At 37.3% G+C, this 24030-nt stretch carries 24 protein-coding genes; 9 read left to right on the top strand and 15 right to left on the bottom strand.

Annotated elements, in window-relative coordinates; genetic code table 11:
• Positions 1-172: 172 nt before the first annotated feature.
• The 3 genes from E1140_RS18340 to E1140_RS18330 form a co-directional block, all read right to left on the bottom strand.
• Positions 173-784: a sterol desaturase family protein gene (locus tag E1140_RS18340; RefSeq protein ID WP_221412722.1), complete on the bottom strand. Its 612-nt coding sequence runs from the start codon at positions 782-784 to the stop codon at positions 173-175.
• 80 nt (positions 785-864) lie between these two features.
• Positions 865-2007, bottom strand: coding sequence for an N-acetyl-alpha-D-glucosaminyl L-malate synthase BshA (gene bshA / locus E1140_RS18335; protein WP_155187492.1), 1143 nt, complete (start codon positions 2005-2007; stop codon positions 865-867).
• Position 2008: 1 nt separating this feature from the next.
• Positions 2009-4885, bottom strand: a complete 2877-nt coding sequence (locus E1140_RS18330; RefSeq protein WP_155187489.1) for a serine hydrolase — start codon at positions 4883-4885, stop codon at positions 2009-2011.
• A 120-nt stretch (positions 4886-5005) separates the two neighbouring features.
• On the opposite strand from E1140_RS18330, the gene E1140_RS18325 reads away from it, so the two are divergent.
• The 5 genes from E1140_RS18325 (at position 5006) to E1140_RS18305 (ending at position 9439) form a co-directional block, all read left to right on the top strand.
• Positions 5006-5353 carry a hypothetical protein gene (locus E1140_RS18325; RefSeq protein WP_155187486.1) on the top strand — a complete coding sequence of 116 codons (348 nt, stop codon included), beginning with the start codon at positions 5006-5008 and terminating at the stop codon, positions 5351-5353.
• Positions 5354-5367: 14 nt separating this feature from the next.
• Positions 5368-7185: a DNA mismatch repair endonuclease MutL gene (gene mutL / locus E1140_RS18320; RefSeq protein WP_155187483.1), complete on the top strand. Its 1818-nt coding sequence runs from the start codon at positions 5368-5370 to the stop codon at positions 7183-7185.
• Between the two features lie 6 nt (positions 7186-7191).
• Positions 7192-7986 carry a rhomboid family intramembrane serine protease gene (locus E1140_RS18315; RefSeq protein ID WP_155187481.1) on the top strand — a complete coding sequence of 265 codons (795 nt, stop codon included), beginning with the start codon at positions 7192-7194 and terminating at the stop codon, positions 7984-7986.
• 5 nt (positions 7987-7991) lie between these two features.
• On the top strand, positions 7992-8918 hold the full coding sequence (locus E1140_RS18310) for a rhomboid family intramembrane serine protease (RefSeq protein WP_155187478.1): 927 nt from the start codon (positions 7992-7994) through the stop codon (positions 8916-8918).
• Between the two features lie 215 nt (positions 8919-9133).
• Entirely contained in the window at positions 9134-9439 is a 306-nt protein-coding gene (locus tag E1140_RS18305) for an isoamylase early set domain-containing protein (protein WP_155187475.1), read from the top strand.
• A 74-nt stretch (positions 9440-9513) separates the two neighbouring features.
• On the opposite strand, the gene E1140_RS18300 is transcribed toward E1140_RS18305, so the two are convergent.
• Positions 9514-10416, bottom strand: a complete 903-nt coding sequence (locus tag E1140_RS18300; protein ID WP_155187472.1) for a TraB/GumN family protein — start codon at positions 10414-10416, stop codon at positions 9514-9516.
• 201 nt (positions 10417-10617) lie between these two features.
• Here E1140_RS18300 and E1140_RS18295 point away from each other — a divergent pair, with 201 nt between their 5' ends.
• Positions 10618-11373, top strand: coding sequence for a M50 family metallopeptidase (locus E1140_RS18295; protein WP_155187469.1), 756 nt, complete (start codon positions 10618-10620; stop codon positions 11371-11373).
• A 2-nt stretch (positions 11374-11375) separates the two neighbouring features.
• Here E1140_RS18295 and E1140_RS18290 read toward each other — a convergent pair whose 3' ends face one another.
• From E1140_RS18290 to E1140_RS18250, 9 genes are all read right to left on the bottom strand, one after another.
• Complete coding sequence (locus E1140_RS18290; protein ID WP_155187466.1) at positions 11376-11999, bottom strand: hypothetical protein; 624 nt, start codon at positions 11997-11999, stop codon at positions 11376-11378.
• Positions 11992-12471 carry an RNA polymerase sigma factor gene (locus E1140_RS18285; protein WP_155187463.1) on the bottom strand — a complete coding sequence of 160 codons (480 nt, stop codon included), beginning with the start codon at positions 12469-12471 and terminating at the stop codon, positions 11992-11994. Before E1140_RS18285 ends, E1140_RS18290 begins: the two co-directional genes overlap by 8 nt.
• A gap of 123 nt (positions 12472-12594) precedes the next feature.
• Positions 12595-12897: a hypothetical protein gene (locus E1140_RS18280; RefSeq protein WP_155187460.1), complete on the bottom strand. Its 303-nt coding sequence runs from the start codon at positions 12895-12897 to the stop codon at positions 12595-12597.
• Entirely contained in the window at positions 12884-13510 is a 627-nt protein-coding gene (locus E1140_RS18275) for a hypothetical protein (protein WP_155187457.1), read from the bottom strand. The genes E1140_RS18280 and E1140_RS18275 overlap by 14 nt, the downstream gene beginning before the upstream one ends.
• Positions 13510-13983 (bottom strand): sigma-70 family RNA polymerase sigma factor, encoded by a 474-nt coding sequence (locus E1140_RS18270; protein ID WP_155187455.1) that lies wholly within the window; start codon positions 13981-13983, stop codon positions 13510-13512. Before E1140_RS18270 ends, E1140_RS18275 begins: the two co-directional genes overlap by 1 nt.
• A 314-nt stretch (positions 13984-14297) precedes the next feature.
• The gene (locus E1140_RS18265) at positions 14298-15182 is read right to left on the bottom strand and encodes a hypothetical protein (RefSeq protein ID WP_155187452.1); all 885 of its coding nucleotides are present in this window, start codon (positions 15180-15182) and stop codon (positions 14298-14300) included.
• 49 nt (positions 15183-15231) lie between these two features.
• The gene (locus E1140_RS18260; protein WP_155187449.1) at positions 15232-16071 is read right to left on the bottom strand and encodes an SDR family NAD(P)-dependent oxidoreductase; all 840 of its coding nucleotides are present in this window, start codon (positions 16069-16071) and stop codon (positions 15232-15234) included.
• A gap of 5 nt (positions 16072-16076) precedes the next feature.
• On the bottom strand, positions 16077-16295 hold the full coding sequence (locus E1140_RS18255) for a hypothetical protein (RefSeq protein WP_155187445.1): 219 nt from the start codon (positions 16293-16295) through the stop codon (positions 16077-16079).
• A gap of 4 nt (positions 16296-16299) precedes the next feature.
• Positions 16300-18705: a TonB-dependent receptor gene (locus tag E1140_RS18250; protein ID WP_155187441.1), complete on the bottom strand. Its 2406-nt coding sequence runs from the start codon at positions 18703-18705 to the stop codon at positions 16300-16302.
• Positions 18706-18956: 251 nt separating this feature from the next.
• Between E1140_RS18250 and E1140_RS18245 the strand changes: the two genes are divergently transcribed.
• Together E1140_RS18245 and E1140_RS18240 are read left to right on the top strand one after the other, a co-directional pair.
• Complete coding sequence (locus E1140_RS18245; RefSeq protein WP_155187438.1) at positions 18957-20003, top strand: sensor histidine kinase; 1047 nt, start codon at positions 18957-18959, stop codon at positions 20001-20003.
• Entirely contained in the window at positions 20000-20764 is a 765-nt protein-coding gene (locus E1140_RS18240; RefSeq protein WP_155187435.1) for a LytR/AlgR family response regulator transcription factor, read from the top strand. The genes E1140_RS18245 and E1140_RS18240 overlap by 4 nt, the downstream gene beginning before the upstream one ends.
• A gap of 47 nt (positions 20765-20811) precedes the next feature.
• Here E1140_RS18240 and E1140_RS18235 read toward each other — a convergent pair whose 3' ends face one another.
• Both E1140_RS18235 and E1140_RS18230 read right to left on the bottom strand, forming a co-directional pair.
• Positions 20812-21261 carry a hypothetical protein gene (locus tag E1140_RS18235; protein WP_155187431.1) on the bottom strand — a complete coding sequence of 150 codons (450 nt, stop codon included), beginning with the start codon at positions 21259-21261 and terminating at the stop codon, positions 20812-20814.
• Between the two features lie 53 nt (positions 21262-21314).
• Positions 21315-23006, bottom strand: a complete 1692-nt coding sequence (locus E1140_RS18230) for a sensor histidine kinase (protein WP_155187428.1) — start codon at positions 23004-23006, stop codon at positions 21315-21317.
• A gap of 185 nt (positions 23007-23191) precedes the next feature.
• Here E1140_RS18230 and E1140_RS18225 point away from each other — a divergent pair, with 185 nt between their 5' ends.
• Positions 23192-24028 carry an endonuclease/exonuclease/phosphatase family protein gene (locus E1140_RS18225; RefSeq protein WP_155187425.1) on the top strand — a complete coding sequence of 279 codons (837 nt, stop codon included), beginning with the start codon at positions 23192-23194 and terminating at the stop codon, positions 24026-24028.
• The last annotated feature ends 2 nt before the right edge of the window (positions 24029-24030 follow it).

Genomic DNA, 24030 nt, shown 5'->3' with positions numbered 1-24030 from the left:
GAACAATGCAAGAAGAAAGAATATAAACCTTTATGCGATTGAATTTGAAAAATATTGACATCAATAAACTTCTGGAATCTATGTTAAAGTATAGGTTGCAGAAGTACAAAGGACCGAAAACCAAACAACTAAAACATACAGCAGAATCCTGACTTTTTAAGTCAGGATTTTTTTATGGCATTGTTCTAAAGATATAATCCCATAGTGGAGAAGAAACTCCAAAGGCTTTTTCGTTATCCTTATAATGGTGAATGCCGTGATGCACCCAAAGTTTTTTGAAAATGTTCTTAGGAGGCTGAAAGGCATGAACTATAAAATGAACAAACAGATAACTGGCATATCCAATCAAAAACCCTGGAAGAAAAGCAAATACATAGTCATCCATTATAAGTCTGAAAAGAAACAGTAATACTGTCGCAATGGTCAAACTTGCTAGTGGTGGCATGGCTAATCTGTCCTTGTCTTTTGGAAATTCATGATGAACACCATGCATGATATACTGCATTTTTTTACGTGCTTCGGTATATACGTTCATATGGAACAGGTACCTGTGCATCAGATACTCAACTAATGTGAACGCCAAAAGACCCACTGAAAACAACACCACAGTTATACTTAAGGTCAAATTAGTGTGTGTACCACTCCAATAAAGCAATCCTGATGAGTAAAGGAAGAATAAAGTAATCGGAATAGATATATGAGTCCTCGTCAAACGCTCAATGAAAGCGTTGTTCGATAAGGTTTTAGTGCCACTATTACTAGGTTTTGCTACTTTTTTAGTCATTTTAGCATCGTTCATTTCCCTAACAAAATTATATTATACGTTTAAATTTTAATAGTTTAAATGAAATATGTTTTAAAATTTTAACTCACTTGTAGTTCCTTCGATTTTGCCAAAATTTTCTTATAATACGCTTCATATAGGGGCATTATTTTAGTAACGTCAAATTCTTTTGCCCTATTTAATGCATTTTTCTTGAAACCCGCCAAATTATTTTTGTCAAGTATGAAAAGCGCATTTTTAGTCATGTCTTCAATGTCACCTACTTTGCTGAGGAAACCGGTCTTTCCTTGAATATTTAATTCAGGAATACCTCCAGCCTGGGTTGATATCACCGGAACCTCACAGGCCATAGCCTCCAAAGCAGCAAGGCCAAAACTTTCCTTTTCTGATGGCATAATAAACAGGTCAGCTACTGACAATACCTCTTCAACCGCTTCCAACTTACCTAAAAATCTTATATCATCACAATCTCCCAACTCTCTGCAAAGCGCCTCAATATGCGTACGCTCAGGTCCATCACCCACTAAAAGAAGCTTAGCCGGTATTACCTTTCTTAAATTATGGAAGACTTTCACTACATCTTCAACCCTTTTCACTTTTCTGAAGTTGGATGTGTGAACTAGCAGCATTTCATCATTTGGACAAATGGCCTTTTTAAAATGTTCTTTCTTCTGTTTTTTAAATCTTTCCAGATCAATGAAGTTGGGTATTACTTCAATTTCATTGGTTATGTCAAAGTGCTGATAAGTATCCTTTTTAAGATCTTCAGAAACCGCTGTCACTCCGTCCGACTGGTTGATGCTAAATGTTACCACTGGTTCATAAGAAGCGTCTTTACCCACCAAGGTAATGTCCGTTCCATGGAGTGTGGTGATAACTGGTATTTCAATACCTTCAGACTTTAAAATCTGCTTGGCCATATATGCGGCTGATGCATGAGGTATGGCATAATGCACATGCAATAGATCCAGCTTTTCATACTTAACCACATCTACCATTTTGCTGGCCAGCGCCAGTTCATAAGGAGCATAGTCAAAAAGTGGATAATTTCTCAAAGTTACCTCATGATAAAAGAGGTTTTGGTTAAAAAAATCAAGCCTGGTAGGCTGTGAATAGGTAATAAAGTGTACCTGATGACCGCCTTTTGCCAATGCTTTACCTAGCTCTGTGGCCACAACCCCACTACCTCCAAATGTTGGGTAACATACAATTCCTATCTTCATCTTATTCTTTATTTACCTCATCCGTACAATGGGTTGCAGAATAATTCCACATTGACTGATAAATCAAATCCTGAATCCTTGTACGGATATTATTTTTAATTAGTTTTCTATTTTCTGCATCGGGGTATATCCTGTTAGATAAAAAGATATAAACCAAGTCAAATTCCGGATCTGCCCATGCTGCAGTTCCAGTAAAACCAGTATGGCCGAATGTTTTTCCAGATGCGTATGCCGAGGTTGGACTATTCCATTGTCCCACAACAGGTTTGTCCCAGCCCATACCTCTGCGATTGCTCGCATATTGTTGTGAAGCAAAACTGTTTACCGTGCCTGACATAAAATATCTAGTATCTCCATATTTACCATCCTGCATGTTCATCTGCATCAATTTAGCAAGATCAAGTGCATTGCTGAACAAGCCAGCGTGACCTGCAACGCCACCTATCATGGCAGCACCTTGGTCATGCACCAATCCATAAACAAGAGTTCTACGAAAATAGTTGTCATATTCTGTTGGTGCTATCTGAGTTAGTGGGTATTTGCATAATGGTAGGTAGCTCATGGTACTTAAGCCCATGGGGTCATAAAAGTTTTGTTGAAGAAATTCATCAATGGGCTGATTCACCATATTTTCAACCAAGCGCATGAGCATGTAATACCCCATATCACTGTACTTATAATCATAAGGTCGTCTATGTGGCTTCTCTCGTACTTTTGAGTTTATAACCCAGTTCCAAACACTGTCTTTAACCATTCTGGAGCTGTAAAGTCCGTCTGAGATTTGTAAGGAATAATCATTACTGGGCGATTCTTTATAATAGGCACTATAGTTTAAAGTATCTTCAACGGTTTGTTTCCAGAAGGGGAGATAGGGCCACAACCCTGCCTGATGTGTAAGAATATCTCTGATGATCATATTCTCTTTGTTTGACCCTTTTAGCTCAGGTAGATAGTAGGATATTTTTTTATCCATGTCTATGAGCTTTCGCTCTTCTAAGAACATGAGCGCCTGTGTGGTGGCTGCCACTTTGGTAATAGAAGCAACATCATAAATTGTTTTATCGCTAATGGGGTCAATACTGTCATAAGTGTAATATCCAAGTGACTGGTTGAAGATGATCTTTCCATGTCTGGCTACAATTATCTGACAGCCCGGAGTCGCTTGGTCATTAATCGCTTCTTTGGCTATATCGTTTATTTTATTTAGAATTTTGCTGTCCATACCTACCTCTTCAGGAGTTCCAAAAGCCAGCCTATCTATTGATTTTGTATTTACCCCTGAACCCAAAGCAAGTTTTTCGGATACACCCACGGGTAGCCTTCCTGAGGCTCCCTGAGCACCAAAGATGATTTGAGGTGCAAGTTTGATTGATTCAATGTCAGTATTGTAATTTATGACCAAAGCCCCGGCAGATTCTACACTTTTCAGTAAAAATGGATTTACAAATGAGCAGACAATAACTTTTGTTTTGTCCTTAAGCTTGTTGACCAGTTCTGATGCCTGAACAATTTGAAACTGATCAAAAAGGCCGATGATTACATAATCATAACTCGAGAGGTTTTCTTCCAGTCTGTACTTATCAAGAGACAAGTTGTAGTGAATGATATAGTTGTATTTATCAAGATAATCATCAAAAATTGGCTGATCACCAAAGCTTACTGTGGCAAATGTCTTTTCATCCAATGATTTTATTGGAAGTATATTTTTCTCTTGAACTACTGTAGGAGCGGCTCTCAAAACCTTATTGATTGTTAGTTGAGATTCAGGTTTGTTAAGCTTTATGCTGATATTTTGAGCATCTATTGCTTTCGGTTGACTCAAGCCTAAATCATATTTATGAGCCAATATTTTTTTAACACTGTTCTCAAGTCTCATTCTTGGAATATCTCCTCTGTTTATCTGCCTTCTAATTTGCTTAACACTTGAACTTATATTGGTTGACATCAGCAAAATATCATTGCCAGCTTTAAAGGCCATGGCTTCCAGTTTACCTGGCTTATACTTATCCAACAACATTTTGTCACTAAGCGCATCTGATACAATAAGTCCCTTGTATCCAATTTCTTCTTTAAGCACTTTTATGCTGTTTTCTGATAGCGAGGAAGGAGTCTTTTTCTTGTCAAGATCAGTAAGCACATGACTAACAATTATACCATCAGCATTATTAGTTGCCAGTGATTTAATAGGCCTTAATTCATGATTATCAAGTTCTTTTTTGCTTCTTTTTATTTCTAAAATCTTGTCAGACTGATTGTCATGATAATAGCCCGGGAAGTATTCTGAAAAGCCGAGTATGTTTCGTTCTTTGAATGCGTCAATGAATATTTTGGCCTTATTTTCTAAAATTAAAGGATCTGTGCTGAAGCCTGCATCGAAAGACAATTCATCAGGCATTAAGCCAGAGGGGCCAACAGTAAAATTTACACCCAGAAGATTCAGTTGACTGGCCAAGTCGTTGGCTAAATCTCTTATCAAACCATCATTTTGAACCGCACCCATGGTCAGATAGTCTGGGGTAGTTAAGGTGCTGTCTAAGTACTTGCTGAGGCCTGTTCGTGCATCAAGTCCAATAAGGAGAGGTACATCAGCTGACTTTTGATATTTGTTGGTAAGCCTTATCTGATTGGCTGGGTCACCATCAAAAAAAATAACTCCACCAATGTTATATTTTCTGATGTGGTTCTCTATTACATCATGGTGCTGCTTATTGCCACTACTGTAGGCGGCCATTATAAAAAGCTGCCCTATGCGCTGCTCCATTGTAAGTGCCTGATAAACACTATCAACCCATCTTGATTTAGCATCAGAATTAAGCTGTGCAACCGACATTTTTGTAATGAAAACGAGTGTTACAGCAACTAAAACTTTTCTGAGCATATGGCCGTTACTTTTATGATTACAGCGATTATTAAGTAGATTTGTAATACTACGAAGTTATATAAAGAAACACCAAGCCATACGTACAAGTTGGCGTTGAATGGTCAAAAAAATATTTGTATGAAAGTCCCTTCATTATTTAGAATAGCCAAGTATCAAAGATTTAGAATAGAGCCCCGCTATTATGACCCTGTAAAAGAGGAAATAGAAGAGCGTACTAACCAGATTAAACGTGAATTGGAAGCTAATGGAGATGAGGATGTAGAATACCGGTCTTCAAGGATAGCCGGAGCTTTTAAAAGAGGCAGAAGTAATTCTGGGGGATCAGCCACATTTATGCAGCTAATTATTATGATGCTTTTGGCCTTTGCCATTTTTGGGTATATCTACATGGGGAATATCGCTCTTTACATCTTCGCAACAGCAGCAACATTGCTGCTTTACCTAAAAATGAAAAGGATCATATAGCCCGCTGTCTTTGAATGTCTGATATAATTAAACTACTTCCTGATTCACTGGCTAACCAAATTGCTGCTGGTGAGGTGGTACAACGACCGGCATCTGCTGTTAAAGAGCTGCTGGAAAATGCCATTGATGCTGAGGCAACTTTTATTAAGCTGATAGTAAAGGAAGCTGGTAAGACCTATATGCAGGTAATTGACAATGGCAAGGGCATGTCTGAGACAGATGCTCGAATGAGCCTTGAACGCCACGCTACATCAAAAATCAGCAAGTCTGAAGATTTATTTTCTATCAGAACCATGGGTTTTAGAGGCGAGGCACTGGCATCAATTGCTGCAGTATCTCAAATGGAATTAAAAACCAGGCAGGCAGATCAAGAGCTAGGGTCTGTCATCGTAATTGAAGCCTCAGAAATAAAAAAACAAGAACCAGCGGCCGCTGAAAGGGGAACGTCGATCACAGTAAAAAATCTATTTTACAATGTGCCAGCAAGGCGAAACTTTCTGAAATCCAATGGTGTGGAGATGAAGCACATTGTTGAAGAGTTTCAGCGTATTGCTTTGGCTTACCCTGAAGTTGGTTTTAGCCTTCATCAAAATGATTTGGAAACTTATAGCCTGCCACCAGGCAAGCTGAGTCAGCGCATTGTACACTTGTTTGGAAAGAATTATAAAGAGCAACTAGTTGCCTGTGAAGAGCAGTTAGATCATTTATCTATAAAGGGGTATGTAGGCAAGCCTGAGTTTGCTAAGAAGACTAGGGGTGAGCAATTCTTTTTTGTTAACAACAGGTTTATAAAAAGCAACTACTTAAATCATGCTGTAACCAAAGCCTTTGAGGGTTTGATAGGTGAGGGTTCCTACCCGTTTTATGTACTGTTTATAGAAATTGACCCAAAGCATATCGATATCAATGTTCATCCTACCAAGACGGAAATTAAGTTTGATGATGAAAGAACGGCCTATGCGATAGTAAGAGCCGCTGTGAGACAATCTTTAGCTACTCATAATATAGCGCCCACTTTAGATTTTTCTGCTGATATAAATCTTGCTCAAAAGATACATATCAATAGAGAAACCATTCAGGATAAAAATTACAGCCAGTTTAGGAATACCGATACCCGTCAACAGTCCAATAAAGATAACTGGGAGAGCCTTTTTGATGAAACTCCTGGCAGGGCTGATTTCTCTGGCATCAGAGAAGAGGAAAGCTCAGAAATGACCTTGACTTTTGGCAGCGATATGAATAATGATGCTGGTGTAGAAGCCAAGCCTGAGAAAGGTAAGCCAATCTTTCAGTTGCATCAACGCTATATCATTACTCAGGTGAAATCAGGGATGCTCATTGTTGACCAGCAAGCGGCACATGAAAGAATATTATTCGAAAAATATTTACTCTATCTGGAGCATCAATCCGGTGTTTCACAGCAATCATTGTTTCCTCAGGCCGTTTCCCTCAACCCTTCTGACTTCTCCCTCGTAATGGAGATGGAAGAAGAGATTAATTCATTGGGATTTATCATTGAACCTTTTGGGAAGAGTGACATTCTGATAAAAGGTTTGCCAGCTGATCTGACTTCTACTAATGAGAAGGAAGTGTTTGAAGGATTGGTAGATCAATTCAAAAAGAATGTGGAATTGTCGCTTCCTAAAAAGGAGAATTTGGCCAGGTCTTTGGCAAAAAGAACAAGCCTGAAAATAGGGAACAGATTGAATGAAGAAGAAATGGAAGTGTTAATAGACCAACTTTTTGCCTGTAAAAATGCAAATTACGCTCCCAATGGAAGAAAAACTTTTCATATCCTGGAAACATTAAGTATTGAAAATTATTTTAACTAGATCTTTATGCAAAGATTAACACCGGTTGTTAAAAACCTTCTAATTATAAATGTTGTATTCTTTCTAATGCAGCAAATTTTCACCGGAATACATTTCACTGAAATGGTGTCCTTGTGGAAGTTCGGTTCAGCCAATTTTGCGCCCTATCAATTCATGACCTACATGTTTGCTCATGGAGGATTTATGCATATTCTTTTTAACATGCTAGGGCTGGTTTTTTTAGGGCCACTGTTAGAGCAATTTTGGGGACCTAAACGATTTTTGATTTTCTATTTAGTGACAGGTATTGGAGCAGGGGTTCTATACAATGGTATTGAGTACTATCAGGTAAGTCAGGTTCAAAGTGCAGTAGATATGTATATTGCTAATCCTGATCCTGAGGCTTTCAACCGATTGGTCGTTGAGAACATTGAATCAGCCAATCCTGCTATTTATGATTTTATAGATGCTTATGCTAAAAACCCTGATAATGACAGGCTGGAAGCGCAGAGCGTGGCTTATGCAAAGCAATTGTATAATGAAACTTTTAATTTTGGTTCTATGCTGGGTGCCTCTGGTGCCATTTATGGAATCTTGATGGCCTTTGGTCTACTGTTTCCAAATACCGAATTGATGCTTTTATTCCCACCTATACCAATAAAAGCGAAGTATTTGGTGTTGATATTAGGAGCAATCGCACTATATTCAGGGTTAAATCGAGCTGGTGGAGACAATACTGCTCATTTTGCCCATTTAGGAGGAATGGTTTTTGCATTTTTTATGATTCAGATTTGGAAGAATGACAGAAACAAATTTTATTAATAGGAATGTACGGTAGCATAAAAGACGACTTTAAGAACGCCTTCAATAGGCCAAACAGCGCACACAGGCAGTTGATAATTATCAATGTTGTGGTATTCCTGTTTTTGGCTTTGATGAATGTCTTTTCATCCTTGTTTGGATTTCAGGGAGTATTCCATTTTATATACGATCAGTTTAGTATTCCTCCAGTCTTCTCAGATTTTTTGATGAGACCCTGGACTATTATTACCTATGCCTTTGCCCATAGTCTTAATGATATATTTCATATCCTGTTTAATATGCTGGTGTTCTATTGGTTTGCAAAACTGATTATAGAATACCTTGGGAGTGATAAAGTAATAATACTTTATGTGCTGGGTGCACTTGCAGGTAGTATCGCCTATTTAATGGTTTATAACTTAATACCATTCTATGTTGAGCGTTCTGGTTTTTCAGGAATGGTTGGTGCCTCTGCTGCAGTTTATGCGGTCGTGGTGGCAGCGGCTACTTTACTGCCTAATTATACCTTTATGCTCATGTTTATAGGACCTGTCAAGATCAAATATATTGCGGGGTTTTATATTGTGCTATCATTTTTAGGTTCTGTTGGTGGCAATGCTGGTGGCAATATTGCTCATCTAGGTGGGGCCTTTATGGGGTATTTATACATAACCCAACTGCAAAGTGGGACTGACTGGGGCAAGTGGATAATAGGTACTATAAATTTCTTCAAAAGCTTTTTTACACCTTCTTCCAAAATAAAGGTGTCTTATAAAAAGGAGAAGACAAGTACTTCAAGATCTTCATCATCGAGATCTACTTCCACTTCGTCTAAAAAAGGTGGTGATGCAAGTCAGGAGGAGATTGATGAGATACTCGATAAAATCTCTGAGAAAGGCTATGAAAGCCTATCCAAGGAAGAGAAACAGAAGCTGTTCAACGCTAGTAAGTAAACACTCTTACTGTCATGCCGGAAAGTAAATTAAATCTATCTGGCATCTAACCAAAGTGCTTTTGAGAATGCGGATAATTTTACCCTTTATAAAACGTAAGAATAAAGTTTCCGCAATTACTACATCGTTTGTGTAAACGATTACTGAACTTTTTATAGGTTTTTGCTTTACATACTGCTCTTTTTTTTACTTGCTTTACTAAAAATTTCGATGTTATGGCTATTAAGAAACAGTATTTAAAAAGTAAACCAGTGGCTAAGGTTACATTGAGTTTACCAGCTGAGGCTGCACCACAGGCCAAAGATGTTAAAGTGCTAGGAGACTTCACTTCTTGGACTAAAGGTGTTGAAATGAAGAAATTGAAAAGTGGTGAATTTAAAGCTACAATCGAACTACCAGTAGAACATACTTACCAATTCAGATATTTGGTTGATAATAAAGTATGGGTTAATGACTGGGATGCTGACGCCTATGTAAATAGCGGGGTATCCTCAGAAGATAATTCAGTTGTAATTTTGTAAGTTTAGGAGAGGCGTCATTAAAATAATGACGCCTTTATTCTTTTTTGCTCCAGTCTGAGCTAATGTCAATCTTTTTATTTTACAGGTGATACTTTATAGCCTTCTTTCTTAAGAAGTGTGAGTACTCCATTTTCTCCAGCAAGATGCAAAGCTCCTACGCCAAAGAATGTTGGCTGTTCTTTGATAAATGCTTCGATCTTAGCAATCCAGGCTTTATTTCTGTCACCCAATAATAGGTCTTCAAATTCTGCATACTCTGGTGAATCTGCCATGATCTGTTGTAGGGCTTTTAAATCCTGATTTTTATATGCTCCAACCAATTTTGTAAATTCTGCTTCAGCTTCATCAAATTCTTCAATAGTGGTTATCAATAGTTTTATTTGTTTGGCCAACGGCTCATTATCAAATAATGATGTTTGAAACTCAACAGTTTCAAGTCCTAAAACTTCAACATTACGTTCTTGTGCATTTTTTACAAAAGTCGCTTCATAGCTTTCTGGTGTTGTGCAAGGAACTGATTTCTGAACTACCATAGATAATAATGCAAATGGTTTTACAATACCGAGCTGAGACAAGTCTGCACCATAATTTGCTTTGAAAAATGTGTTGGCTATTTCCTTTTGTTCATCAGTAAACTCACTAACTATATTTTTCATGCCTTCATTCATAGAACCTTGTTGTATTTTCTGCATAAACTCTGGATCATCCATATCAAGTTCCAATACTGTAAGCTCTGTTTCACTTTGCGCCTTTTTAACAGCGTCTGTAACGAAGAAGTCATCTTTACAAATGATATGAATCGTGCCGTATATGTAAGATGGTTTCTTTAAATCCTTACCTTCAATTTTCCATAGCAAGGCATTTGCATCTTGGGCATGAGTTGTTCTGAATAGCAACATTCCAACTAAGAATGAGGCAGAAAACACAAGTAGTTTTAATACAATTTTGAACATTTTTTGATGCTTATCTACTTTCATTTTATTCTGATTTACTGTTTTTAATATTTCTTAACTGAACGTTCACTGCGTTAGTGGTCATTAGCAATGCTTTATTACAAATAGGTTATAAAAATTTTTTAAATGACTGATTATCAATGTTATAGTTTTAATTTTCAAGATTGAGTAATAATTAGAGGCAGCTGACTACTAACCTGTCGTAACTATATTATCAATACAACTATGGAAAAAGCAATTATAATTTCTTCAACAATAGCTACTATGTTTTTAGTGCTGGGTATACATGAGCTTGGGCATCTAATTACCGGCCTATGGCAAGGCTTTCGGTTTGATTTATTTGTTGTTGGTCCATTAGGTATTAAAAGAGACGAGGAGAAAATTAAAATCTATTTCAACAAGGATTTGGCTGCTTATGGAGGTCTGGCGGCCTCGAGCCCTAGTGAGGATCATCCTAATAATATTGATAAACTGAGAAACGTAATTATTGCTGGCCCTATAGCTTCCATGCTACTTGGCTTTATAGGCCTGTTGATATATTTGCTAGCTGCTGGCTTAACTGCTAAGCTTGCACTTGTAACCGCATTAGGATCATTTGGTATTTTCTTAGCCACTACCGTGCCTTCTAAAACTGGGGTTTACTATACAGATCGTAAACGCTATCAGCGTTTGTCAAAACTAGGTAAAGTTCAAGATATAGAAATGGCCATGTTAAGAGTCATGGGTTCATATAATAAAAATGGTTCCTATAAAGAAATAGATATTAAAGATCTTGAATTGATTACAGAGGATGATTCCGCTGTGTTGCAATACTATGGTTACATGAATATTCAATGTTATTCACTAGAAAGAGGTATAGAATTAAGTGCTGAAGCAAAAGAAAAGATGCATCAACTGGTTCCAACTCTAGATAAGAATATGGTGAATTTATTTGATAAAGAGGTTGAAAAATATAGACTTAAATTAGAAGCCAATCAATAAGCCTAATTATCTAAACCATTCACTATTGCTTTCAGCTTTTTGATTTTTCTGTCATATATCAAGCTGATCAAATAGTTACAGCCAAGGGTGATAAGAAGTGGCAGTACAATGATTATACCTAGCGCTATATAAGCTTGAGATTTTGTGAATTCAAACTGAGGTGTATTCTGGGCCCATTCTGGATTTGGTTCACCTGAATAGCCAATAAAAAAGCCATAACCGAAAGCCACATAAGGAATTATCAAGAAGCAAATCCATAAGACTACCTTATAGTGCAGCACATAAAAACGCAGATAATTATAAATTTTCTTGAGGCTGTTTTTAACCTCTCCGGCATAGTCAAATTTCTTTATTGCATTAATTAAAAATGAATAATAGAAGAAATAGATAAGGAACACTATTCCTGTGAAAATTCCCCAAAATGGGCCAAATTCTATATAGTAAAATACACTACATGATGTTGTAATTACATTATTCAACCAAAATTCGATGGTTAAAATGAATTTGATTTTTTGGAGTACATCTTTTGATTTAGACTGGATAGACTTATCTAAATCAAAGCCTTCTGAGTCTGAAAGACTAGATTCTCCTTTTTTCCAAAGTCCTTTTAAATCTAACTCAGCCATTAATTATATCATTAAGTTTAGATTTCACTCTTGTTATTTTGACCCCAACATTGCTCACTGTAATTCCTAATATATCAGCAATTTCCTGATAGCTTTTATCTTCAAGATACAGCAAAGTAATGGCTTTGTCAGCATCATTTAACTTTCTGATGGCAGCGTACAATGCAGATATTTGCTCCTGCTCTGTATTGTCAGTGTCATCAATATAATCTGTAGACAAAAGCCCAACAGTATCTACTCTGCGCTTATTCTTTCTTGATAAAGTAAGACACACATTTAGCGTAACCCTATATACCCAGGTAGAAAGCTTCGAGCGGTTCTCAAAATTCTGACTCGATTTCCACAATTGTATGGTCACTTCCTGCACGAAATCCTGCAGCTCTTCCCTATCATTGGCATATACTCTACATATTTTGTAGATAATGCCTTTGTTTTCTTCCACAAAATCCTTGAAAAAAGAATCAGGGTTCATCACCATTGGTTAGTAGACTAAAGATTGAGTTTATTACAAGATTACGCCTAAATTGTTCACAAGGAAGACTAACAAGGTATTAATTTAAAGGATATCCTTCAGGGTGATTAGATAGAATAAAAATTATGCAAGCAATATAAACCCTCCGGCTGCAAATGTCATTTCTTCTTGACTGGCCGCACCTTCTACCTTGCCAATTACTTGTCCACTTAGGTTAATGATATTGCCATCAACACAACTTATTATAGGCTTATCATCTATTATTGAAATGGCATCTTTGCCTTTAATAGTTAACAAGATTCGGCCACCTACATTTTTAACTTTTCCGTCATCAAGTAAGAGCAGTTGCTGTCCCTGATTATTAAATAATGTGTTATTCTCAATCTTAAATAATACCTGATCTGAGTTATTCTTAATTTCTATCACTACCTGAATTCTTTAATTCTTCAATATTTTTTTCTAACTGATCAAGATACTTTCCAAATGCCATTCTATTCATCCATTTTGCCAACCAATGGCACAGTGGTGCAAGCACTATCAGAACAGCAGATAAAATGGCCCAACCTTGCCACCTTCCAAAAAACTCATCAATATCTCCTTCTATATTCAGGCCTATTACAAAACCTGCGCTTGCCGAGATGGGATATAATGTAAGACCAATAAGCTCTTCATACTTCAATACTCGTGATACTTTGAAGTGAAAATTCTCAATTGTAGCCTTTAAGTTGTTGTTAAGATCAATTTCTTCCCTGATCAGTTTTCTTTCGTTATTAAGTATTAGCCCACCGATGATATACGCAGCTAAAACAATGCTTATGAGTACTCTGGTTATATTATTGGGTGCGAAGAACAGCAAACCAATAAACATGGCTATACCACCCAGTGTATAATACATCTTCGCTTTTAGTCTGCTGTTGAGTTTTTCTATTACGCCAGTACTTGCACTGTGAATGGCTTTTTTTAGCTGCGCTAACTCAAGGTTTATGCCCTTAGATTGCTCAGTTTTTAACTCATTCCAGGCTTCTTTTAATTCGTCCATCAGCCTTTCATTTTCTTTTTTAACTCGTCCTTAATCCTGTGGATTTTTACGGCCACGTTGTTCTTTGAGATGCCAATGATCTCAGCTATTTCATCATTGCTATAGTCGTCAAGATGTAGCGTGATGATTGACTTTTCGATATCGTTAAGCTGCTTAATGGCAAACATGAGCTTCATCGAGCGGTCACTTTGTTCGCTTACTGCCATGGTTACTGGCAGTGCCGTATCAAGGGTCTCTTGCTTCAGTCGGCCTTCTTTTCTTATAAAAGTCATGACGGTATTTAGGCTTATGCGGTATAGCCAGGTAGAGAATTGTGAGTCGCCTCTAAATCGGCCTATCGACTTCCATGCCTGCAGCACTATCTCCTGATACATGTCCCGTTTGTCCTCTTTAGAGTCTACATACAGGTACAATATCTTATTGATAATGCCTTCATGCGCCTTGACTTTTGATAAAAAAACTTCTTCAGTCACTGTTTGATTCCTTGAATTTTAGAAGGTAAGTATAAAAGGGGTGAAGGAAATTACAAGATGAGGTAAATTATTGAGAATTATTTTTTAAGTGTTTGGAATTCAGCGTTTTGAAATTATTATGATCTAGTATTAGCGAGATGCCAAGACCAGTGGCAGGAGGATACGAAGTTTACCGGTTCTATTTCTAATGTTCATTTGTGCCAACGCTTCTTTCAGTATTGAGGCTTCTACTTTGCTAAGTTTAATTTCCATAAATAGTTATTTGTGTATTTTCATATCTGATCACTTTGGTTCAAACATTATGACAGCTTAGTTTAGAAATTTCTTTCAAATCGTGTCCAATAAACACCGTCTTTAACAATGGTTCCAGATTTCAAAGTATAACCCTCAATATGCTGTTTATCAGAAAATTCATTTAATGAGCTTTTGGAAAACATTATGTTATATTGTCTGAATGTTGGATGTTCATATCCAATTCGGATATAATTTTCTTTGGTTGATACCGTCCAATTATTATTTTTCAGTATAAGCAATATTCTACTTAATTCGTCCCAATCAGAATCCAAGTAATTTAGAATTGATGGATTGATAGGCTTTGGTTTAGAAAACAAGATATCAAGTAACCATAGTTTGGGGTAGGATTTTGGAACGAAGCCTTTACCAGTTATTATAAGGGTACTGTGCTTTATGGAACATACTTTATCAGTCCAGCTTGTATTGTAATTTACAAGATTGATTGAATCAATATGATAGGAAAAAGGGATGTCTATGGATTTAACTTTTAGAGCTTGGTATCCAAGAAAACCTTCGTCTACAGACTCTATTTTTTTGCGCCTAGCAGAAAAGAATGATTCAATCAGGTTTAAATCATCCTTCTTTGATTCATAATATTCTATAATGCCATGTTTGTCAAACTGTTCTTGTTTATAATTTAAATAATATGTGGAGAGCCCAAACACCCACATTAGTACAAGAACTGAAGCTACAATGATTCCGCTAGAAAGAACCTTAAAGATTTTTGACTCATAAAAGTGACGAAATCTTGATTTTCTATACTGTTTGAGCTCCAAATATTCAGAATCATCTAACCCTTTTTCTTTCTTTGGTTTTTCTCCATGTACTTGTTTAAGCTTTTTAAATGCTTCTTTAGGCTTCCTTGAGTAAACCTCTTTCCGCATTCCAAACCCCATATATCCCATAGGTGCATTCTTTAGATCAGATTAGAATAACTTAAAATGTATTAAGTTTCTAATGCCTATACGCTAATCTAACTGATTTCTGGTGTTTCGTCATGTCGGTCATCACCTTTTTCATGATCAGTACTTTGCCCCATCTTGGTACAGTACGTAAGGCATAGGTCAATATTTTGGTCAATAGCCCTGGAAGTATCACTGACTTTTTACCCAAAGCTTTTAGAATGGGGATGGCAATTTCGCCAGGCTTCATTGCGCCTTCCATTTTTATGTCTGCTCTGGAGCCAAAGCCTGAAGCAACTGGTCCGGGACAGGCGGTGAGTACATCTGCGTTATTAAGCTTGAGTTCATGATGCAGCGCTTCACCTAATGAAAGAACATAGGCTTTTGTAGCAGCATAATGTGCCGCATAGGGCACGCCCTGAAAGCTTACCAAAGATCCTAAAAGTACAAGTCCTCCAGCCATTTGCGTTGAAAACCTATTGCCAAAGTGATGTGCCAGCATTGTCAACGCTTTGCAGTTTACGTCTAGCATGTTAAGCTCATCAGACAATGAGTTTTCAATGAACTGTCCTGAAGTGCCATAGCCTGCACTCAATACTGCAAGGCCTATTTGCTTCTGACTCGTCTTTTTAATTAATTCATAAACATCTTCCTGTCTGGCCAGATCAGCAATAATGATTTCTACATCAACATTGAATTTGGCCAGCAGCTCAGACTGCAGGTTTTGTAGATGTTTTTCATTTCTGCCAACAATAACCAGATTAAAAGTGCTTTCTGCCAATTGCTTGCAGATTTCCTTGCCTATTCCGGAAGAAGCCCCTGTTACTAGTGCCCAGCGGCCATATAGAGTAATTAGTCTGTTGCGATCATTGTAAGATAATTTACTTGCCATAATGGTTAGTTTAATCGGTTAATTTGAAATCCCAGATTACGTACGAAATTGATGAGTAATGTCTCATCAATTTCGTTGTTTTCAGACGCTACTCTGAGCACATGATCACTGTCATCTAAGTCCACATTTGCGCTAATAGCAGGAAAGCACAGGTGCATTAAGCCTGTAATAATATTAGCACTCTGAGGTGTTTTAATGTTGGTTTTGAATACTTCTACTTTCATCTTATTAAAATTGAATTCGATACATAACATCAGGGAAGAAACCGTTTTGCTCTACAATATTTATCTGGTCGGTAACCTCATTATACCTTCTTACAAACTCATTCTTCCTGTTGGTTACATTTTGTAGGTCAACGAAGAATTGGTGTGAGATATTCTTGTTTTTGCTATTGATTCGAACACCGAATTTCACATCCCAGCGGAAGTATTCGCCATATCTTTCTGTAAAGGCTATGTTGTCCATTCTTACCTCTCGGCCGGCATTTGCACGGGTAGCATCGAGGTCAACCGGGGTATACGGTTTGCCACCGGCTGAAGTGAATTTGGTGTCAAAAGTCCAGGCATTTTTACCGTCTTTCCCGAACTTCCATTCCTTACCAAATAGCAGGTTGCCTACTATGTTATTGTTGAATGCTGTGTTTCTTTCTATACCATCGCTGCCCTCATATTTAGAATCATATACAGATGAGGTCAGCAATAAGTAGTATCCACGGCTAAAGAATTTCTCGAGTGTCAGTTCTAAACCAATATTTGATCCTTTGCCTTCATTGACTAAGCTGCCTTTTTCCTCAAAAACAAAACCTGCTCCTTCATTTAATATAGAATAGCTGCTTGGAGTTGACTCCACAGGAACATCATAGAGCATTTGGTAGTATGTCTCAGCTTTTAATCTCCAGTCCTGGCCGAGATTTCTATCATAACCAAGCACAAAATGGTGGCTTTTCATGAAGTCTAGATCTTTATTAGTTTTTTGAGTTACTCCTGGTGCTATCTCTTCATCTAAGAATAAGATGGGAGAGGGTATCGCTTGAGCATGAAGGCCATAGGCTACACTCCATCTTTGATTAGGTTTGGCCTGCCAGCTTATTGCTGCTCTAGGCTCAACTACAAACTTTTCTGTATAATCATGATATTGACTGTGTAGCCCGGTAGTAATGCTAAGGTCATCTGTTACTTTTTTCTCCGCTTGAGCAAAGACCTGTGTCAGGTTGTATGACTCGTCAAGGTTACCTCGATTGACAAAGTAGTCAGGAACATTATCATTATTGTTATCTGGAATATTAGCCCTGTTGTCTCTGTCTTCAGTAAATAGATCAGCAATGTAGAGCTCATTGGTAAATCCTGTTCTGAGGCTCCAGCTGGCATTAAACTTCTTATTTAGTGTTGATGTTACTGTTAACCTATTCTCTCGATTATTCACATTGGTGGCTCTAAACTTGGTGATCAGCGCACCATTGTCATCTTTGATAAGGTTGTCCTGCAAGTATTGCTGATAGTTGGTAGATGCTCCAAAAGAGGTTTTTAAGAATGTGGTTTTATTCAGTCTCAGTGTATTGGTTAAGCCTACCAGGCCCAGTTCATTTTCCACAAAAGCATCTTCATTAGGGTTCGCAAAAAGATCAGTGTCGTCAATTTCATCAACAAGGAAATCGATGCTGCTTAAACCACCAAGTCCGAATAATTCCCATTTTCCGGTTTTGGTATCTCCAAAATTTACTTTGAAAGAGAAGTCTTGATAGTAAGGAGTAGCGCTTGTGCCTGTGGCAGCTAAGCTTGCAATGCCATATCTGTACGAGGCTACAAATGATCCATTTTTAGATTTCCTGAAGGGACCTTCAGCCATAAACTCAATGCCGCTAAAGGCACTCATCTGTCCGGTAAACTCATATTTATCTGTATTTCCATTTCTGAAATTGACATCAAACACGGCACTATTGGCATTGCCATATTCAGCAGGAAAGGCACCAGTCAGGAAATCTGAAGTTCTTAATAAGTTGGTGTTTAAAGCATTTACAGGCCCACCAGATGTGCCTAATGCAGCAAAGTGGTTGGTATTGGCAATAGGTATTCCTTCAATTCTCCATAATAAACCTACGGGTGAGTTTCCTCTTACTACAATGTCATTTCTGGAATCATCAGGAGCGCTTACTCCAGCAAAAGAAGTAGCTAATCGTGCCACATCATTTCTTCCTCCAGAAAATCTGGTCACTTCTTCAAGACTAAAAGTACGGGCACTTACTTTGGCTAAATCGTTTAAAGGCAGGTCTTTGTCTGCTTCTCCAGTAATTACGATCTCGTCAAGCTTTTCTACGGACTCTTCCAGCTTAATACTTAGTATCACTTCTTTACCTGCCGTTACCAGTACATTGGGCAAAGTGATGGACTTGTAGCCTATATATTGCACTGCAAAGGATTGACGTCCTACAGGTATTTTCTCAAGTCGGAAGTTTCCGTCAAGATCTGTCACCGCTCCGATCATGGGGTCAGAGCCAATGAGCACTACAGAAGCTCCGATGATTGGAAACTCAGCCTGTTCGTCAATGATAGTGCCCTTCACCACCTGAGTTTGGGCGTAAACACCTGTTGCCATTAAGCTAAGGGTGCTGATTAAAAGAATTGTTAATGTTTTCATGGGTTGGGTTGTTTGAATTTTGAGCCAAATTATTGGTGGTGGTGTATCTATAAAATGCAAAACTGCCCAAGACCCTAATAAAGTCTGTTGGAACAGTAAAAGGGTTCAATCAGTCTCAAATTATATTTTAGAAGTTGTTTCTTTAGGTTGAGTTTAGATTCTTCTGGTTTCAATCGATGATTTTGGGGTTTCACCATAAATTGACCTCGTTTAAAATTCAATAAATCCGTATTTTGTAGAAATTTTGACTGATGAAGATAGCTGGCGTTACAATTAAGGAAGTTTATGTGAGGTGGATAGGCATTTTTGTGCTAGCCTACATCATGATTTTCCTTCATGGTCGCGAGCCAGGGCAAACAATGCTTGACAAGTATTTAACGGCCCTCGTTTTTACTGCTGTATTTTGGAATGGTGCATTTGCCATTTTTATGCACTTCAGGAAGGTCTACCCACAAATAAGGCAGACACCAAGACGCTTACTTATTACCTTTACTTGTCTTGTAGCCTTTTTAGTAGTTGGAGATCCCGTTCTTTGCTACACCTTCAACTTAAATGAAGCAGTAGACTTCTTATCGATAGAGTATTATCTGCATGAAGTACCTATTAATATTGTTTCGGCTTCAATCATAGGGTCAGTATATGAGAACGTTTATTTCTTTGAGCAGTGGCGAACATCAATTCAACTGAATGAGGACTTAAAAAACCAGCAGATAAGAACTCAATTTGAAGTGCTGCAAAACCAGATGAGTCCCCATTTTTTGTTTAACAGCCTTAATACATTAACTACATTGATTGCTGAAGATCAGAATGTTGCTATTGGCTTCACAGAAAAACTTTCTGAAGTTTACCGATACATTTTGCAAAACAAGGAAAGGGAACTAGTGTCGTTGGATGATGAGTTGGAGTTTGTTAAGGCATATATATTTCTATTGCAAATGCGCTATCCTGAGAATTTGTCAGTAGATATTAGAATAGATCAGACGCATAGAAGTAAAAGCATTGCTCCTTTAACATTGCAGATGCTTGTAGAGAATGCCATTAAACACAATGTTATATCTAAGGCTCATCCTTTGCATATCGATATTTATATTGAAGATGAAAAGCTGCTGGCGGTAAAAAACAATTTGCAAGAGAAGAAGTCTATAGGCAAATCAACTAAAACCGGACTGCACAACATCAGAAGCAGGTATGCCTATTTTGGTAAACATAAAATTGATGTAATAGTAACAGCTGATGACTTTATAGTCACGGTTCCTTTGATTGAGGTTATTCAGGAAAAATCCCTTGTGTCGGCATGAAAATATTGATTATTGAAGATGAGGCACCGGCCTTCAGAAGGCTGCAGAAAGTACTGGAGGAGATAAATCCTGACATTGAAATAGTTGAGGTAATCGACAGTGTAGAGGAGTCTGTAAAGTGGTTGGGTAACAATGATGCACCTGATCTCATTTTTATGGATATTCAACTGAGTGATGGCATAAGCTTTGAGATTTTTGAAAAGGTTAAAATTATTAAGCCAGTAATCTTCACCACGGCATTTGATGAATACATGCTGAAGGCCTTTAAAGTAAATAGCATAGATTATCTTTTGAAACCTGTAAAAAGGGAAGAGTTGGCGGCAAGCTTGCAGAAGTATAATGACTTGAAAAGCTCATTTTCGAGTAATGGAACCCCTGATTTAAATGCACTGATCGGTCAGATCAGGATGGATGATAAAAAGTATAAATCCAGGTTTTTGATTAAACAAGGTGAGCGGTTGATATCTGTAGAAACTGTAGATATCGCTTATTTCTATACCAGAAATGGGGTGGTTTATCTTGTGACGATGGAGGATAAAAAATATCTGATGGACAGTAATTTAGATGAGCTGGTGAATCAGCTTGATCCTGAGAAGTTTTACAGAGCAAACCGACAGTATCTAATTAGTTTTCAGTCTATAAATGCTACCCATAAATATCATAAAGGCAAGTTATTGATAGAACTTCATCAAAAGACTGATGATCCGGTTACGGTAAGTGTAGAAAAGGCTACTGATTTTAAAAACTGGTTGGGCGATTGATAACTAAAACCCAAGGAAGTTGAATGACAACCTCCTTGGTTATTTTTTTACTTCTTAAAAATCATTCTTGTAATATAAATTCCAGTGCCATCATCTTTTCCAGAATCACTTTCTGCGGCACTTGTGACAAACATAAGCTCCCAACCTTTATTTGAAAGTTGATTCATCTTAGAGGTGATGAGCGCATCGTTAGAGGCAATATTTTGAAAGTTAATACCAGCCAAGCTGTAGAAGTTCAAAAGTTTAGACTCATTCAGGTCATCGATTTTTGCATCTTTTCTCTTAACACTACCCTGATTGCTTTTTTTCCCGTCAGTTCTTTCGGTAGTAAAATCATCTATATCTACTTCGGAGGTGCTTTCAATAAGCCTTGATCTACCAAGTCCTCCTGGTACAATAGATTCGACAATGGTGATAACCTTGTATTCGACTTGAGAAAATCCATATTCAACGAATCCAAATAAGGCAATGGCAGTAAGAATAATTAGTTTTTTCATGGCTTGAGTTTATTGTTTTATATTAAGATTTAAAATTTGGCTTAGTGCAAAATCTATGCTAAAGGTATTTTTATGGTTACTGTCGTCCCTTTATCACTGTTTTTAAATTTCAGCGCACCATTATTTCTGATTATCAAATCCATACTAAGCGTTAGGCCAAGTCCAGTTCCCTTTTCACCCATAGTACCTTCTTCAGAATTTAATGCCGTAACTCCGCTATGAAGCTGTTCTATAATTTCCTCACTTATGCCATCACCACTATCTACTACTTCAATGCACATATTTTCATTTTCAGTGAAGCTCCTGATATGAATTTTTTCACCTTCAGGAGTAAACTTGATAGCATTATTAAGGATATTTCTTAAAACAAGGTTTAGTGATTCTGGATCAGCATTAACATTTAATGGACTGCTTTCAGAATATATGATTTCTACTTTCTTTTTCTTACTTACATCCTTCATCATTTCTATGTTTCTAATGATGAGGTCATTTATATTAATCTCTTCTGGAGATAAATTGAGTCCATCCATTTGTCCTCTGGCCCAATTCAGAAGGTTATCCAGATTGAAGGTTACTATCGTGAGGCGGTTATTCACCTTATTAATAAATTGAGACAGATTTTCCTGAGTGATATTTCCTGAAATATTGATAATGCCTTTTAATGAATTTAATGGAGCACGAATATCATGACTAATGACACTCAAAAGTCTATTTTTAGTTTCGTTTAATGATACCAGTTCAGCTTCAGTCTTTTTTAGTTTGGTAACATCAACAACATATACAGCAAGGGCAATTTGCTCCTTACGAGAGTCGTATACAGGAATATATTTGCCTAAACTATGAATAACATTCTGCTTATCGATTTCAGCAATTTCATCAAACTCACGACCTATTCCTTTGAATCCATCGTTGATTAAGAGTCGATGTGTCTTAAGTATAGATTCTGGCAATATCTCACTGTAATGCTTACCTTCTATTTCAGAAATGGGCATTTTAAAGGCTTTCGCATATTGTGAGTTTGCAATAAGATACTTGCCCTTCATGTCTATCATACTGATGAAAACGGGCAGGCTGTCTATTGTTGATCTTAAAAGTTGTCTGTTTGCAAATAACTCATCTCGCTGTTTAAGTATTTCTTTTTCCTGCTTTTGCAGCTCTTCACCAAACTCTTCTACTTTACCTACACTTCTTATCAGCTCTTGCTTAAAAATGCTAATAAAGAAGTATACACAGCCGAAAGCTACTAATGCATTGAGATATGCCATAATGGTGTCGCTGGTTATCGGCAGGCCGGCAATGGTTTGCCTGAGGGTAATCATTACCAGAGTGCTTACAACATTGAAAGAGAATAAAATAGATTTTAAAGGATTGTTCATAAGCACCACAATAAGCGTAGAGTAACCAACCAAAAACACCTCATTATGTCGATTTTGAAAATTAAAAACTGCCCTGAATGTCACTATGTCAACGAAAATAAGCCCCAACCCCAGAAATATAAATCGTGCCAGTTGGTATCTGCCGACTTTATTTAAGTAAATAGTTGGAAAGGCAATAAAAAGGCAACCACTTAAGATTAACAGAGCCTGAGAATTGGCACCTAGTACAATATTGAGCATGCTGAAAGCAAGCATAAGCCCAGCGGATATTAAAGCAAAAATATTGACGAGCCTGATTTTCCGTTGTTCAAACAACAATTGCCCCTCATTAACCCCCAGATTTATAACGTCCTTAAAAAAGCTGATCATTGATTATTATAAATAGAAGCCAAAATATAGTCATTTTAGAATAACCACAATAGGTTATAATCAAATTATGTAATGATAATGCACTGATTCTTAGGGTATTTTTAGTTGATTAAGAACTAATTTTTTGAGCTAATGACAAGTGAAGGAAAGCTTTTTTGTATTTTGGTTAACAATTTACTACTCAAATGAAGCACTACATATTTACATTTATACTGACTTTACTGACCTCAGCCATTATTGCGCAAGATAATATCTCAATGAAGGTAATGTCCTACAACCTCAAGTTTGATGATAAAAATGACCCAGTTAACAATTGGGATAACAGGAAAGATCAGGTAATTGGTCTATTGAAATACCATGAGCCAATGATATTTGGAACTCAGGAAGGGTTACACCATCAGTTGGAAGATATAAAAGCAGGCCTTTCAAGTTTTGAATATATAGGTGTAGCCCGGGATGATGGAAAACAAAAAGGAGAATATTCTGCCTTCTTTTATAATACTAAATATTTCAAATCCATAAAGTCAGGTACATTTTGGTTGTCAGAAACTCCGGCATCACCATCTAAAAGCTGGGATGCCGCTTTGCCTCGAGTGTGTAGCTGGGCGGAAATGGAAGACATGAATACTAAAAAACATTTTTTCATCTTCAATACTCACTTTGATCATATTGGTGTGGTTGCTCGTGAGAAGAGTATTGGGGTGATTATTAATAAAATAAAGGAGCTGGCGAATGACCTACCTGTTGTGGTAATGGGAGACTTCAATTTTGAAGATGATACAGCACCTTATAAGAGAATGACCGAATTCATGAGTGATACAAGATTGGTAAATGGCGTTGAGCCTTATGGCCCTGAAGCTACATTTAATGGCTTTCATTTTGATAAGCAACCTGAAGTAAGGATTGATTATATTTTTGTCAACGATCAAATCAAGGTGAAATCATATGCTACGCTCAGCGATAGTCAAGACATGGCCTATCCGTCAGACCATTTTCCGGTGGTGGCTGAGGTTGAGTTTTGAGC

Origin of the sequence: Fulvivirga lutimaris (assembly GCF_009711525.1) — a bacterium.
Lineage (GTDB): Bacteria > Bacteroidota > Bacteroidia > Cytophagales > Cyclobacteriaceae > Fulvivirga > Fulvivirga lutimaris.
Note: the sequence above shows the minus strand (reverse complement) of the source record. Positions and strands in the feature narration are given on the sequence as shown.

Bases quoted from the DNA above. Each gene is read 5' to 3' on its own strand.
- E1140_RS18340 (WP_221412722.1), bottom strand. From the start codon at position 784: ATGACTAAAAAAGTAGCAAAACCTAGTAATAGTGGCACTAAAACCTTA.
- bshA (WP_155187492.1), bottom strand. From the start codon at position 2,007: ATGAAGATAGGAATTGTATGTTACCCAACATTTGGAGGTAGTGGGGTT.
- E1140_RS18330 (WP_155187489.1), bottom strand. From the start codon at position 4,885: ATGCTCAGAAAAGTTTTAGTTGCTGTAACACTCGTTTTCATTACAAAA.
- E1140_RS18325 (WP_155187486.1), top strand. From the start codon at position 5,006: ATGAAAGTCCCTTCATTATTTAGAATAGCCAAGTATCAAAGATTTAGA.
- mutL (WP_155187483.1), top strand. From the start codon at position 5,368: ATGTCTGATATAATTAAACTACTTCCTGATTCACTGGCTAACCAAATT.
- E1140_RS18315 (WP_155187481.1), top strand. From the start codon at position 7,192: ATGCAAAGATTAACACCGGTTGTTAAAAACCTTCTAATTATAAATGTT.
- E1140_RS18310 (WP_155187478.1), top strand. From the start codon at position 7,992: ATGTACGGTAGCATAAAAGACGACTTTAAGAACGCCTTCAATAGGCCA.
- E1140_RS18305 (WP_155187475.1), top strand. From the start codon at position 9,134: ATGGCTATTAAGAAACAGTATTTAAAAAGTAAACCAGTGGCTAAGGTT.
- E1140_RS18300 (WP_155187472.1), bottom strand. From the start codon at position 10,416: ATGAAAGTAGATAAGCATCAAAAAATGTTCAAAATTGTATTAAAACTA.
- E1140_RS18295 (WP_155187469.1), top strand. From the start codon at position 10,618: ATGGAAAAAGCAATTATAATTTCTTCAACAATAGCTACTATGTTTTTA.
- E1140_RS18290 (WP_155187466.1), bottom strand. From the start codon at position 11,999: ATGGCTGAGTTAGATTTAAAAGGACTTTGGAAAAAAGGAGAATCTAGT.
- E1140_RS18285 (WP_155187463.1), bottom strand. From the start codon at position 12,471: ATGAACCCTGATTCTTTTTTCAAGGATTTTGTGGAAGAAAACAAAGGC.
- E1140_RS18275 (WP_155187457.1), bottom strand. From the start codon at position 13,510: ATGGACGAATTAAAAGAAGCCTGGAATGAGTTAAAAACTGAGCAATCT.
- E1140_RS18265 (WP_155187452.1), bottom strand. From the start codon at position 15,182: ATGGGATATATGGGGTTTGGAATGCGGAAAGAGGTTTACTCAAGGAAG.
- E1140_RS18260 (WP_155187449.1), bottom strand. From the start codon at position 16,071: ATGGCAAGTAAATTATCTTACAATGATCGCAACAGACTAATTACTCTA.
- E1140_RS18255 (WP_155187445.1), bottom strand. From the start codon at position 16,295: ATGAAAGTAGAAGTATTCAAAACCAACATTAAAACACCTCAGAGTGCT.
- E1140_RS18250 (WP_155187441.1), bottom strand. From the start codon at position 18,705: ATGAAAACATTAACAATTCTTTTAATCAGCACCCTTAGCTTAATGGCA.
- E1140_RS18245 (WP_155187438.1), top strand. From the start codon at position 18,957: ATGAAGATAGCTGGCGTTACAATTAAGGAAGTTTATGTGAGGTGGATA.
- E1140_RS18240 (WP_155187435.1), top strand. From the start codon at position 20,000: ATGAAAATATTGATTATTGAAGATGAGGCACCGGCCTTCAGAAGGCTG.
- E1140_RS18235 (WP_155187431.1), bottom strand. From the start codon at position 21,261: ATGAAAAAACTAATTATTCTTACTGCCATTGCCTTATTTGGATTCGTT.
- E1140_RS18230 (WP_155187428.1), bottom strand. From the start codon at position 23,006: ATGATCAGCTTTTTTAAGGACGTTATAAATCTGGGGGTTAATGAGGGG.
- E1140_RS18225 (WP_155187425.1), top strand. From the start codon at position 23,192: ATGAAGCACTACATATTTACATTTATACTGACTTTACTGACCTCAGCC.